Raw genomic sequence first — 12,912 nt, forward strand, 5'->3', positions numbered from 1 at the left:
CTTTGAGTCTAAAAAAAATAATCACCATAAGTGCCGTAGCCATAATTTCAGTTTTATTGATTTATGGTTTTATATTAGTAAGTAAAATTTTTAGTTCTAATACTAAATTTGAAGAAAAAGAATTATATGTTTACGTGCCAACAGACGCAAGTTATGCCGATGTAAAGAAAATTTTAGCGCCTTACGTAAAGAATTTTGACAACTTTGAAATGGTTGCAGAAAAAAGGGATTATCCGCAAAATGTAAAATCGGGCCGTTTTCTTTTAAAGAAAGATATGAATAATATTGATCTAGTTCGTGCCATGCGTTCTAATATTCCAGTTAAATTAGTTTTTAACAATCAAGAACGTTTAGAAAATTTTGCAGGAAGAATTGGCGCCGAAATCGAGGCTGACAGTTTATCATTATTGAAAGCTATAAAAGATTCTACATTTTTAGCTGCAAACGGATTTAATGAAGAAAACGTTTTTGCAATGTTTATTCCAAATACATATGAAATTTACTGGAATACATCGGCAGAAAAATTTAGAGATAAAATGATAAAAGAATATCATAATTTCTGGACAGCTGAAAGAATCGAAAAAGCAAAAAAGCAAGGTTTAACTCCCGTTCAAGCAACAATTTTAGCTTCAATTGTTCATAAAGAATCTGTTAAAAAAGACGAAAGACCTCGTATTGCAGGAGTTTATTTAAACCGTTTGCGTTTAGAAATGCCTTTACAAGCAGATCCAACAGTTATTTATGCTTTAAAATTAAGAGACAACAATTTTGACCAAGTTATTAAAAGAGTTTTTTATAATGATTTGGTTATGAGATCTCCGTATAATACTTATGTAAATAAAGGACTTCCTCCTGGACCAATTGCAATGCCTGATATTACAGCTTTAGAGGCTGTTTTAAATCCAGAGAAAAACGATTATATCTATTTCTGTGCAAGCGTTGATCGTTTTGGATATCACGAATTTGCGGCAACTTTGGGGGAACATAATGTAAATGCAAAAAAATATTCTGACTGGATCGCAAGTCAGGGAGTGACAAGATAATTTAGTTTTCAAAATAATGAAAAACCGAAATCAATTGATTTCGGTTTTTTTACGCTTAATATTTACGCAAAAAATATTTTTGAGATTAAATTTATTGAATTGCTATTTTGAGCAATTTTTAAATAGAAAGTATCAAAAATGTAAACTTTTTTAGGTTGCAAATTTTATAAAATTCAAAAACTGATTTTCAAAATTAGCATAAAAACCATGAATTTATCGTAATATATTTCTTTCATTTTTAATGAATTTGCCTAAAATTTATATAAAATTGACTTTTTTTTGACCTTAAATTTTCAATTTCAAGGTTAAAAAAACGTTACCAAAATCTTTCGGAATCCATTAGTATAACTGGGATGAAAGCAGTTCTTACATTTTCTGTAAAAATGTTAAAATGCTGATTAATAGCATATTTTGAAAATGTCTTATCTTTGCACCGTAGAAATTTCAAGAGGGTGACAGCGTTTTGAAGAAAAACAATTTATGATAAAGAAATGGTATTTTTATGCGAGTTTAGTCGTTATTATTACATTTTTAAGTTTGGGATTTATTCCCAATAAAATAGAAACCAAACCTTGGTTTTTAGTTGAAAAAACAGATGGAGCAGAATACATTTTTCCATCGAAAGAAAAGGATGATTATCCAACCTCCAACGTCCCATACACAGGAAATCATCTTATAGGATTTAAAGAAGCTGTAGCTTTTAAAGAATCACAAGGGAAATACAGATTAGTTAATTCTCTTGGTTACATGGGTAAATATCAATTTGGTTCTAAAGCTTTAAGAGCAATCGGAATTAATGATAATAAAGCCTTTTTAAAAGATCCTGCTCTACAAGAAAAAGCTTTTATGGCTTTGTTAGCCAAAAACAAATGGATTTTACGTTACGAAATTCAAAAGTACAACGGTAAAATTATCAATGGTATTGAAATTACCGAATCTGGAATTTTAGCAGCTGCGCATTTAGGTGGTGCAGGTTCTGTAAAGAACTTTTTTAAAAACAATGGAAGTAGGCATTTTAGAGATGCTTTCGGAACTTCTTTAAAAAGCTATATGAAAGATTTTGGAGGTTATGATCTCTCTTTTATTGAAGCAGATGATAACGCAACAGTAAACGACTAAATTAAAAGAGGTTGTTTCACAATTGTGAAACAACCTCTTTTTCTATTTTTTATGTTCTTCATTTACTAAAACGCTATCCCAAGAATCTAATAACTGAAAACTGTAACTGTAAACTTAATCTATCAAAGCTTCTAAAATTTTTATAGCTGCTTCACTGATTTTAGTTCCTGGTCCAAAAACAGCCGCAGCACCAGCATCAAACAAAAATTGATAGTCCTGAGACGGAATTACACCGCCAACAATTACCATAATATCATCGCGTCCATGTTTTTTTAATTCTTCTATAACTTGCGGAACCAATGTTTTATGTCCCGCTGCAAGTGATGAAACACCTAAAATATGTACATCATTCTCTACAGCTTGTTTAGCCGCTTCTGCAGGAGTTTGAAATAACGGGCCTATATCAACATCAAAACCAACATCTGCATAACCGGTTGCTACAACTTTTGCGCCTCGATCGTGACCGTCTTGCCCCATTTTGGCAATCATAATTCTAGGGCGTCTTCCTTCTTGCTGAGCAAAAGTATCAGCTAACTGTTTGGCACGCTCAAAATTTTCGTCATTTTTAATTGCTGCACTATACACTCCGCTAAAAGATTTGATTTGTGCTTTAAAACGACCAAAAACGGTTTCTAAGGCATCACTGATTTCGCCAAGTGTTGCTCTGTTTCTAGCCGCTTCAATCGCAATTTCTAATAAATTGCCTTGTCCCGTTTTTGCACAAAGGATTAATTTTTCTAGTGAACTATTTACTTTTTCAGCATCTCTAGTTTGTTTTATTTCCTCCAAACGCTCGACCTGCTGTTTACGAACCAATTGATTGTCAACATCTAGAATATCTAAAGGATCTTCTTTTTCTAAACGAAATTGATTTACACCAACAATAATATCTTGCCCGCTGTCAATTCTTGCTTGTTTTCTCGCCGCTGCTTCTTCAATTCTGAGTTTCGGAATTCCAGCTTCAATCGCTTTTGTCATTCCGCCTAATTCTTCAACTTCTTCGATTAATTTCCAAGTTTTCTCAACAATTTCATTTGTTAGACTTTCAACATAATAACTTCCAGCCCAAGGATCAACAGTTTTAGTGATTTTAGTCTCTTCTTGAAGAAATATTTGAGTATTACGTGCAATTCTTGCTGAGAAATCTGTCGGAAGCGCAATTGCTTCGTCTAAAGCATTTGTATGAAGCGATTGTGTTCCGCCAAAAACAGCTGCAGCAGCTTCAATACAAGTTCTGGCAACATTATTAAACGGATCTTGTTCTGTTAAGCTCCATCCGCTCGTTTGACAATGCGTTCTTAAAGCCAGAGATTTATCACTTTTGGGATTGAATTGCTGTAATAATTTTGCCCAAATCATCCGACCGGCTCTCATTTTAGCAATTTCCATAAAATGATTCATCCCAATTGCCCAGAAGAAAGATAGACGAGGAGCAAATTCATCAATTGTCATTCCTGTAGATAGTCCGGTTCTGATGTATTCCAAACCGTCTGCTAAAGTATATGCCAATTCAATGTCGGCTGTTGCTCCAGCTTCTTGCATGTGATAACCAGAAATAGAAATAGAATTGAATTTTGGCATTTTCTTGCTCGTAAACTCAAAAATATCAGCAATTATTTTCATCGAAGGAGTTGGCGGATAGATGTACGTATTTCTAACCATAAACTCCTTTAAAATATCGTTCTGAATTGTTCCTGCTAATTTTTCTGGACTAACGCCTTGTTCTTCTGCAGCAACTATGTAAAAAGCCATAATCGGTAAAACAGCTCCGTTCATGGTCATGGAAACTGACATTTCATCTAACGGAATCTGATCGAAAAGCACTTTCATGTCTTCTACAGAATCTATTGCAACACCTGCTTTTCCGACATCGCCAACAACTCTTTCATGATCCGAATCGTAACCGCGGTGAGTTGGAAGATCAAAAGCAATTGAAAGTCCTTTTTGTCCCGCAGCTAAATTTTTTCTATAAAAAGCATTACTTTCTTCTGCTGTAGAAAATCCCGCATATTGACGAATCGTCCATGGACGTCTTACGTACATTGTAGCGTACGGTCCGCGTAAATTTGGTGCAAAACCAGCTCCGAAATCAAGAAATTCTAAATCTTCTATATCTTTCTCAGAATATCTTTTTTTGATTTCGATTCCTTCGGCTGTTGTGAAGTTTTGAGTTATAGGTTCTGAGTTAGGAGTCAAATCGCTTAACGTCTCACTTTTAACTTCTAACTTTATATGTTTAAGGTCTTTTCTCATTTTAAATCAAATGACTAATGAAGATTTTTAAGTGAATTAATCATATCGTTCATTATAAAATAGAAAGGTAAATAATAAAACAATATAGCTAAAAGCATGGCTGAAATCGCTATCAAAATCTTTTTATAGTTTTTATATGTAACTCCGATCGTTAGAAAAATTATGCATGTAACTGCCATAACCAGTGCAAGTATCCAAAAAATAATGAAATAAAATCCCATTTATTCTTGCTCCAATCTTTCTTGCTCCATCTTCTCAGCTAATCTTTTTTCGATTATGGGCGTAATTAATGTTTTTCTTGGTTTGATTTTGACAAAAGGAAACAATTCTAAATCATGTTTCATTCTGTCTTCTTTGTTTGGATATTTATTGGTTCCTAAAAGAATTTCTTTCTTCGAATCAAATAATTCTTGCTCTTTATTGGCGCTTTCTTGAATCTTCTTTTTAATTGTGCCATCGTTTAGAAGTTTCAAAAAACCTCCGTTTGCTTCAATATCTTTAAATAAAGTCAAACTTTTTTCTGCAAGCTGCATTGTTAAACTTTCGATGTAATAACTTCCGTCGGCTGGATTGTCTACTTTGTCAAAATAACTTTCGTGTTTTAAAATCAAAAGTTGATTTCGCGCAATTCGATCTCCAAATTCGTTGTCTTTGTGATACAATGCATCATAAGGTAAATTGGCAATGGCATCTGCGCCGCCCAAAATTGCCGACATACATTCGGTTGTCGTGCGTAGCATATTGACATTGTAATCGTAAATAGTTTTATTTCGTTTTGTTGGCGTTACCAAGAAATGGCATTTTATTTCTGGATTATATTCTTTAGCAATTAAATCGAAAAGCATTCGAAGTGCGCGAAGTTTAGCAATTTCGAAGAAATAATTGGTTCCAACTGAAATCTGAAAAGCAATTGATTTTGTTTCGGCAGAAAAACGATTCAAATATTCGTTTGCATGCGCTAAACTATAAGCAATTTGTTGGATAATATTTGCGCCAGAATTCTGATATAAACCTAAATCTACACTCAGAAGATTTAAATTGGTCGTATTTTTAAAAAGTAAATCGATAGTCTCAAAGTTGTTTTTCTCTGAAGTTGTAAACCAATTTCCATCTTTTGCTAATTGGCCAATCGGATCGAAATTACAATAAAATTGCGCTTTTTTCTGTATAGAAATAGCGTCCAATTTTTTAACGAAATCGATTGAGATGAAATTGAAATTAAAGTAAACGATTTTGTTTTCTAAAGGAAGGTTCTCTAGTAATTTTTGAACATCAGTTTTGTCATTCTGAATCGTAAAACGTAAACTTTCTGCACCTCTTTCTAAAGTGTTCAAAGCACGTTCGATAGATTTTTCTACATCGAAAACAAAGATATTTTGGCAGATTTTAAAATCTGAGGCTTGCGTATTTACATTTGCTGCTTTTGTAAATTCATCAATATGATAAAAAGGTTTTACCTGAATATCTTCGGGAGAATTCCAAATAACAGTCTGATTGTAATCGGCTCCATCTAATTCAAACTGAATTTTTTGTTTCCATTGTTTGGATGAAATCGGATTAAAATCGTCGAATAGGTTAGTGGCCATTTTATTTTGTTTGATTATTCTTTTTCTTGAATGGTGTCTCCTTCAAATTGTATAATGTAAATATCTTCGCTGTCTTTCTTCATGAAATACTTTTCTCGAGCGTATTTCTCAATTTGTTCTGGATTTTTGAGCTGTTTGATCTGCTCTTGATCTTTTTTTATTTCTTCTTGATAATATTTTTTATTATCCTCAAGTTCATGTATTTGTTCATCTAAAAAACGATGATCAAAATAGGAGTAATTGTCTAAAAATAACATCCAAACAATAAAAAACAGCAAAACCCAAACGTATTTGTTTCCCAGGTATTTAAACCATTTTTTGTCTTTGTATGGATTTTTAAATTTCATTTTTAAACGAATATTTTTTTGAATATGATTGGTCTTTTCTAGCCCCGATGGAGCCGGTATCCTTTTTGTGGTCTCGTTTCTTTAACGAGACCACAAAAAGATAAAGGCGAGAGCGGGAAATAGCTCCTAATTATTATGGTTTAAATTTACGATAAAAATTATGAAATACGCTGATTAATTACAGCACGAACCACATCAATTGCTACCGTATTGTATTTGTCATTGGGGATAATAATATCTGCAAAAGCTTTAGATGGTTCTATAAATTGCTCATGCATAGGCTTTAAAGTCGTTTGGTAACGGTTTAAAACTTCATCAATATCACGTCCGCGTTCTGAAATATCTCTTTTTAAACGACGAATTAATCTTTCGTCAGAATCTGCGTGAACAAAAACTTTAATGTCGAACATATCGCGTAATTCTGGATTAGTCAAAATTAAAATTCCTTCCACAATCATTACTTTTCTCGGATGTGTTGAAACAGTATCATCTGTTCTGTTATGCTGAATAAAAGAATAAACTGGCTGATCGATTGTTTCTCCAGCTTTTAGCGCTTTTAAATGTTTTACCAATAACTCAAAATCAATCGCTCTAGGGTGATCAAAATTGATTAATGCTCTTTCGTCAAAAGATAAATTATCGGTTTGTTTATAATAAGAATCTTGAGAAATTACCCCAACTTCTGTATGTGGTAATTCGTTCATGATTTGGTGTACTACCGTGGTTTTTCCGCTTCCTGTTCCTCCTGCAATTCCTATAATGAGCATAAAATTTTTGTTTGATATTTGTTTGGCAAAAATAATAATTTAACTGAATTGCTAAACATTTAAAATAATTTAACCATATAAGTAATGTAAGTAAATTTAAGCTAGAAAATATTTAAGCAAAATGCTACTTAACTGAAATTATTGCCGTTATATTGATAAAAGACCGAATTATTTGTTTTTAAATCATTTAAGCAATATAAGTAAATATAAATAGTTCTTTTTTTGGACTTAAAGGAGCTTTTAGATTTATAGACAAAAAAATACTAAACTTATAATCTCTTATATGAACTTATATGGTTAAAATAAAAAAAATCCCGAAAGTAAACCTTCGGGATTTCGTGCAATCAGTATAGTTTAAAAAAAATATTCTGAATTTAGTAAGCACTTGTAATTATTTATTCTTTTTTGCTTTTATCATCATTTCAAGCTGATCCCAAAGTTCTTCTGGAATTGCTTCTAATAAATTGAATTGTCCTGCGCCTTTTAACCATTCTCCTCCGTCAATCGTGATTACGTCTCCATTAATATATGAAGAGAAATCTGAAACTAAATAGGCAGCTAAATTGGCTAATTCTTGGTGATCTCCAACTCTTTTTAATGGCACTTTTTTAGCCATATCAAATTTTTCAGAAAGATCTCCGGGCAATAATCTGTCCCAAGCTCCTTTTGTAGGGAATGGTCCCGGTGCAATCGCGTTAGAACGAATTCCGTATTTAGCCCATTCTACAGCAAGACTTCTTGTCATTGCTAAAACTCCCGCTTTTGCCGTAGCGCTAGGAACAACATAAGCCGATCCTGTCCAAGCGTAAGTAGTTACTATATTTAGAATTGTTGCCGAAGTTTGTTTCGTATCAATCCAATGTTTTCCGAACGCAAGTGTACAGTTTTTAGAACCCTTAAGTACAATGTCTATCACAGTGTCAAATGCATTTGCGGATAATCTTTCTGTCGGCGAAATAAAATTTCCTGCCGCATTATTTAAAAGAACGTCTACTTTTCCGAAAACTTTTAAAACTTCCTGAAGCATATTTTCGACTTCCTCATAATGACGTACATCACATTGTAAAGGAAGACATTTACCTCCGGTTTGGCTTTCTAGTTCAGCAGCTGTAGTTTTTAACTTTTCTAAATCTCTAGAAGTTATGGCTACTTGAGCTCCTAATTCGAGAAAATATTTGGTCATAGCTTTACCTAAACCACTTCCGCCGCCTGTAACGACAATGACTTTGCCTTTTAAAGCATCATCACGTAACATTTTATCTGTGTAGCTCATACTTTTTCTTTTTTTGCAATATTAATTAAATAAAATAGGATGCATGCATAATAATGTTATAAAATTTTAAAAAATTTTATATTTGGCATAATTTTTTTGCTGCCGACTCTAAAGTTAAGTCATCTTTAGCAAAGCAAAAACGGATTAATTTTTGATCTTTATGATCGGAGTAAAAAGTAGAAATAGGAATTGCAGCAACGCCATGATCGATAATTAGATTTTTGCAGAAAGTAACATCGTCTTCGTTCGATATATTAGCATAAGAAGCAACTTGGAAGTAAGTTCCTTCGCATGGTTTTAATTCAAAGCGACTGTTTTGAAGCAATTTCTGGAAATAATCTCTTTTTTCTTGGTAGAATTTTCCAAGTAAATTTACATCTACAACATCTAAATATTCGCTGATTGCAAATTGTGAAATGCTGTTGACACTAAAAACCAAAAACTGATGCACTTTTTTTATTTCATTCATTAAATGTTCTGGTGCAATGGTATAACCAATTTTCCAGCCAGTTATATGAAATGATTTTCCAAAAGAGGATACCATTACACAGCGATCTAAAAGAAAATTTTTAGTGTGTGCCGATATATGTTTTTCTTCAAAAGTGATGTATTCGTAAACTTCGTCAGATAAAACTATAATGTCTGGATATTTTTCAAGAAGATTTTTTAGCTGAACAAAATCATTTTCAGTCAAAATTTTTCCCGTCGGATTATGCGGATTATTGATGATAATCATTCGGCTTTTTGCAGAACAAGCTTTTTCGATTGTTTCCCAATTTGGCGTGTAATCATCATTTAAAGCTACTCGAACAGGTTTTGCTTTGCAAAGTAAAACAGGAGATTCATAAGAATCATAACTTGGATCTAGGGTAATTACTTCGTCTTTTTCTTTTACTAACGCTAGAATTGTGGTAAAGATTCCTTGAGTAGCTCCAGCGGTTACCAAAAGTTCTGTGTCTGGATTTATTGTTCTGTTATAAGAATCCTGCGTTAATTTTGCAATTTTTTTCATCAATGGTGGATAACCTGCCATTGGAGTATATTGGTGAACATTCTCCTTTGATAATCTGGCAACAATATCTGTTAATCTCTCATCTACAGGAAAATTTGGAAATCCTTGAGAAAGATTGATCGCATTGTATTCGGTTGCCATTTTTGACATTACCGTAAAAATGCTTGTGGTTACGTTTGGGAGTTTACTCATGATGAAGTTTGATTTGGAGAAAGTGTGTTATATAAAATAAAACAATTAAAATCCTAATTAATTGTTATAGGAATAGCATATAAAACCCTAACATCTTGTCCCTCTAATTTGCCAGAAATCCATTTTGGAGATAATTTCAAAACCCTAATTGCTTCAGTGCCGGTATTAAAACCAACATCTTTTATGATTTTTATATCATTCAATGAGCCGTCTTTTTCAACTACAAAAGTTGCGACAACTTTGCCTTTTGCAGCAGCAGGTTTTTCTTTCGGAATCATATAATTCTGAGAAATGTACTTGTAAAATTCATTTAATCCACCTGGAAATTCGGGTTTAACATCTATTCCTGCAGTATTGTAAACATGGTTTTCATCATCAGACATAACACTTACAGTATTTTGAGTCTGACAAAAGGAACTTTGAGCAGCACAAATTAAAATCAGAATTAAAAGTTTTCTCATGAATTATGGTTTTAAAGTTAGTTTACATTTTATGAATAATAAAAATAGTCGGTCGCTTATCAATATCTATTTTTAATTTTTTCCAATCAGAAATTTTCATTGTTTTGATAAATTCTGTTGGTAAAGTAATGTCAGTTGCTATACAAAGATGTGTTGCAGGACTTAGAATCTGTAAAAGATCTTCAATCAGTTTATTATTTCTGTATGGAGTTTCAATAAAAAGTTGCGATTGATTTTTGTCATAAGATAATTTTTCAAAATGACGAATTGCCGATTTTTTTTCATCTTTATCAATTGGCAAGTAACCATTGAAAGTAAAACTCTGGCCATTCATTCCTGAAGCCATCATAGCCAATAGGATAGAAGAAGGCCCGACTAAAGGTACAACTTGAATTCCTTTTTCATGTGCCAATTTTACAATTACAGCACCTGGATCTGCAACTCCTGGGCAGCCAGCTTCGCTCATTAATCCCATATTTTTTCCTTCTAATAAAGGTTTAATGAAATCATTATGTTCGCTAGTTTCTGTTCTTTTGTTTAAAGTAAAAAGAACCAGTTCAGATTGTTTCTTTTCAGGATAAACTGCTTTTATTGATTTTCTCGCCGTTTTGTCATTTTCAACAATATAGTGGTCGATAACTTCTATCGTTCTTCTAACAGTTTGAGGTAAAACATCCATCGGATCGCTTTCGCCCATTGTAGTTGGAATTAAATATAGTTTTCCGAGAAGTTTCATGTGTAAGTATTTAAAATTAAAAAATTCAATCATTTCATTTGCTGAAATAATTGAATTAAATTATGAGTGTTTCTTGATAAGTTTTTCTGCAATCAAATCGGTCACTTCGTCAAGCATTTGATAGACATTTTTGAATCCGTTTGATGCTCCGAAATAAGGATCTGGAACGTCGACATTTTCGTCTGGAAATAATTCATTTAAAATCAAATGAATTTTTTGTTTGTGTTCGGGAGTTTGTGCGAGATGATTTACATCGTTAAAATTAGAATTGTCCATTACATAAATGTAATCAAACTCGTCAAAATCTGCTACTTTGATTTGTCTGCCCTTTTGAGTGCTAATGTCAATTCCGTTTTTTTTAGCAATTTCAATCGAACGTTTGTCGGGACAATGACCAACATGCCAAGAACCTGTTCCTGCAGAATCAACAAAGAATTTATCTTTAGGTAATTTCGATGCTAAAATTCCTTCTGCTAAAGGAGATCTACAGATATTCCCTAAACAAACCATTAAGATTTTTACAGGCATTGGGTTTATTAAAGCGTTAGTTTTTTATTAATGTCTTCAACAAACTTTTTAAATTGTTTGTCGGTAGAAACTAAGTTATCGACTGTTTTACAAGCGTGAAGAACAGTTGCGTGATCGCGATCTCCAATTTGTGAACCAATATTGGCTAAAGAAGCTTTTGTGAATTTCTTTGCAAAAAACATGGCTAATTGTCTAGCTTGCACAACATGCCTCTTTCGAGTTTTAGATTGAAGCGTTTCAATATCTAACTGGAAATAATCTGAAACAATTTTTTGGATATAATCGATTGAGATTTCTCTCTTTACGTTTTTAACAAATTTCTCTACAACGCTTTTTGCTAACTCGATTGTAACTTCTTTTTTGTTGAAAGAAGATTGAGCAATTAAAGAAATAATAGCGCCTTCAAGTTCTCTAACATTTGTTTTAATGTTACGAGCAACATATTCTAAGATATCTTCTGGCATTTCTACACCATCACGATATAAGATGTTTTTTAAGATCGAAATACGAGTTTCGTAATCTGGCTGATGCAATTCTGCTGATAATCCCCATTTAAAACGAGACAATAATCTTTGCTCAATATCCTGCATGTCAACAGGAGCTTTATCTGAAGTTAAGATTACTTGCTTTCCGTTTTGATGTAAGTAGTTAAAAATATGGAAAAACACGTCCTGTGTTCCTGATTTCCCAGATAAAAACTGAACATCGTCAATAATTAAAACATCAATTAATTGGTAAAAGTGAATAAAATCATTACGATTATTCTTTTTTACAGAATCAATATATTGTTGTGTAAAAATCTCCGCAGAAATATATAAAACGGTCTTTTCCGGATACTTATCTTTTACTTCTACGCCTATAGCATGTGCTAAGTGCGTTTTTCCTAAACCAACTCCTCCAAAAATCAATAACGGATTAAATGAAGTTCCTCCAGGCTTGTTGGCAACAGCCATACCCGCAGAACGAGCCAAACGGTTAGAATCTCCTTCTAAGAAATTATCAAAACTGTAGTTTGGATTTAACTGAGACTCAATTTTTAAATTTCTGATTCCAGGAATTACAAAAGGATTTTTTAATTCAGGATTTAAATTTTTAAATGGAGCATCAACTTCTTGCGGTTTCATCGGAACTCTATTAGAACTTGGCAGCTGCTCGGTAAACGGCTGTTTATTTCCATAAGTGTTCTCCATTTTAATTTTATAGAGTAACTTTGCGTTTTTTCCCAGTTCTTTGGTAAGCGCAACTTTCAACAATTTTACGTAATGCTCTTCGAGCCATTCGTAGAAAAATTTACTTGGAACTTGAATATATAACGCGTTATCGGTTAGCTCAACTGATTTGATTGGTTCAAACCAAGTTTTGTATGCTTGATCTTGAATATTATCCTTTATAAAGGACAAACAGTTTTCCCATACCGATTGAGCAGTTTTAGTCATAGATTCAGATAAATTTTTTATTATTGTTATAAAGATTCTCTTAATAAATTAAGAGCAATTTTATTCCGTATTTCGGGATAACAAATATGTGAACAAATTTCTGTAAAAAAAAATATTTTGGTATCTAATTTTATAAAAAAAAGTTGTAAAGAGGCTTTT

At 32.6% G+C, this 12,912-nt stretch carries 12 protein-coding genes; 2 read left to right on the forward strand and 10 right to left on the reverse strand.

From position 1 onward, the window contains the following. The first annotated feature begins 2 nt into the window (after positions 1-2). Together mltG and P0R33_RS17215 are read left to right on the forward strand one after the other, a co-directional pair. Complete coding sequence (gene mltG / locus P0R33_RS17210) at positions 3-1,043, forward strand: endolytic transglycosylase MltG (RefSeq protein WP_276172405.1); 1,041 nt, start codon at positions 3-5, stop codon at positions 1,041-1,043. Positions 1,044-1,523: 480 nt separating this feature from the next. After that, positions 1,524-2,162 (forward strand): peptidoglycan-binding protein LysM, encoded by a 639-nt coding sequence (locus tag P0R33_RS17215; protein WP_276172406.1) that lies wholly within the window; start codon positions 1,524-1,526, stop codon positions 2,160-2,162. 114 nt (positions 2,163-2,276) lie between these two features. Here P0R33_RS17215 and scpA read toward each other — a convergent pair whose 3' ends face one another. The 10 genes from scpA to dnaA form a co-directional block, all read right to left on the reverse strand. Next, positions 2,277-4,415 carry a methylmalonyl-CoA mutase gene (gene scpA / locus P0R33_RS17220; protein WP_276172407.1) on the reverse strand — a complete coding sequence of 713 codons (2,139 nt, stop codon included), beginning with the start codon at positions 4,413-4,415 and terminating at the stop codon, positions 2,277-2,279. A gap of 221 nt (positions 4,416-4,636) precedes the next feature. Next, the gene (locus P0R33_RS17225) at positions 4,637-6,001 is read right to left on the reverse strand and encodes a methylmalonyl-CoA mutase subunit beta (RefSeq protein ID WP_276172408.1); all 1,365 of its coding nucleotides are present in this window, start codon (positions 5,999-6,001) and stop codon (positions 4,637-4,639) included. A 14-nt stretch (positions 6,002-6,015) separates the two neighbouring features. Continuing rightward, on the reverse strand, positions 6,016-6,348 hold the full coding sequence (locus P0R33_RS17230) for a septum formation initiator family protein (RefSeq protein WP_263522028.1): 333 nt from the start codon (positions 6,346-6,348) through the stop codon (positions 6,016-6,018). Positions 6,349-6,506: 158 nt separating this feature from the next. After that, positions 6,507-7,115: a uridine kinase gene (gene udk, locus P0R33_RS17235; protein ID WP_250837162.1), complete on the reverse strand. Its 609-nt coding sequence runs from the start codon at positions 7,113-7,115 to the stop codon at positions 6,507-6,509. 391 nt (positions 7,116-7,506) lie between these two features. Continuing rightward, positions 7,507-8,388 (reverse strand): SDR family oxidoreductase, encoded by an 882-nt coding sequence (locus P0R33_RS17240; protein ID WP_276172409.1) that lies wholly within the window; start codon positions 8,386-8,388, stop codon positions 7,507-7,509. Between the two features lie 76 nt (positions 8,389-8,464). Then, the gene (locus P0R33_RS17245; RefSeq protein ID WP_276172410.1) at positions 8,465-9,592 is read right to left on the reverse strand and encodes a methionine aminotransferase; all 1,128 of its coding nucleotides are present in this window, start codon (positions 9,590-9,592) and stop codon (positions 8,465-8,467) included. A gap of 53 nt (positions 9,593-9,645) precedes the next feature. Beyond that, on the reverse strand, positions 9,646-10,053 hold the full coding sequence (locus P0R33_RS17250) for an energy transducer TonB (protein WP_276172411.1): 408 nt from the start codon (positions 10,051-10,053) through the stop codon (positions 9,646-9,648). Positions 10,054-10,075: 22 nt separating this feature from the next. Beyond that, positions 10,076-10,789, reverse strand: coding sequence for an SAM-dependent methyltransferase (locus P0R33_RS17255; RefSeq protein WP_276172412.1), 714 nt, complete (start codon positions 10,787-10,789; stop codon positions 10,076-10,078). Between the two features lie 60 nt (positions 10,790-10,849). Then, a complete protein-coding gene (locus P0R33_RS17260) occupies positions 10,850-11,317 on the reverse strand; it encodes a low molecular weight protein-tyrosine-phosphatase (protein ID WP_276172413.1) in 468 nt (155 codons plus the stop codon). 8 nt (positions 11,318-11,325) lie between these two features. Continuing rightward, positions 11,326-12,753 (reverse strand): chromosomal replication initiator protein DnaA, encoded by a 1,428-nt coding sequence (gene dnaA, locus P0R33_RS17265; RefSeq protein WP_057116951.1) that lies wholly within the window; start codon positions 12,751-12,753, stop codon positions 11,326-11,328. Between the last annotated feature and the right edge of the window lie 159 nt (positions 12,754-12,912).

This window comes from Flavobacterium sp. YJ01 (assembly GCF_029320955.1).
Lineage (GTDB): Bacteria > Bacteroidota > Bacteroidia > Flavobacteriales > Flavobacteriaceae > Flavobacterium.

Excerpts from the sequence above, each read along its gene's own strand:
- P0R33_RS17215 (WP_276172406.1), top strand. The coding sequence starts at position 1,524 with ATGATAAAGAAATGGTATTTTTATGCGAGTTTAGTCGTTATTATTACA.
- scpA (WP_276172407.1), bottom strand. The coding sequence starts at position 4,415 with ATGAGAAAAGACCTTAAACATATAAAGTTAGAAGTTAAAAGTGAGACG.
- P0R33_RS17225 (WP_276172408.1), bottom strand. The coding sequence starts at position 6,001 with ATGGCCACTAACCTATTCGACGATTTTAATCCGATTTCATCCAAACAA.
- P0R33_RS17230 (WP_263522028.1), bottom strand. The coding sequence starts at position 6,348 with ATGAAATTTAAAAATCCATACAAAGACAAAAAATGGTTTAAATACCTG.
- udk (WP_250837162.1), bottom strand. The coding sequence starts at position 7,115 with ATGCTCATTATAGGAATTGCAGGAGGAACAGGAAGCGGAAAAACCACG.
- P0R33_RS17240 (WP_276172409.1), bottom strand. The coding sequence starts at position 8,388 with ATGAGCTACACAGATAAAATGTTACGTGATGATGCTTTAAAAGGCAAA.
- P0R33_RS17245 (WP_276172410.1), bottom strand. The coding sequence starts at position 9,592 with ATGAGTAAACTCCCAAACGTAACCACAAGCATTTTTACGGTAATGTCA.
- P0R33_RS17250 (WP_276172411.1), bottom strand. The coding sequence starts at position 10,053 with ATGAGAAAACTTTTAATTCTGATTTTAATTTGTGCTGCTCAAAGTTCC.
- P0R33_RS17255 (WP_276172412.1), bottom strand. The coding sequence starts at position 10,789 with ATGAAACTTCTCGGAAAACTATATTTAATTCCAACTACAATGGGCGAA.
- P0R33_RS17260 (WP_276172413.1), bottom strand. The coding sequence starts at position 11,317 with ATGCCTGTAAAAATCTTAATGGTTTGTTTAGGGAATATCTGTAGATCT.
- dnaA (WP_057116951.1), bottom strand. The coding sequence starts at position 12,753 with ATGACTAAAACTGCTCAATCGGTATGGGAAAACTGTTTGTCCTTTATA.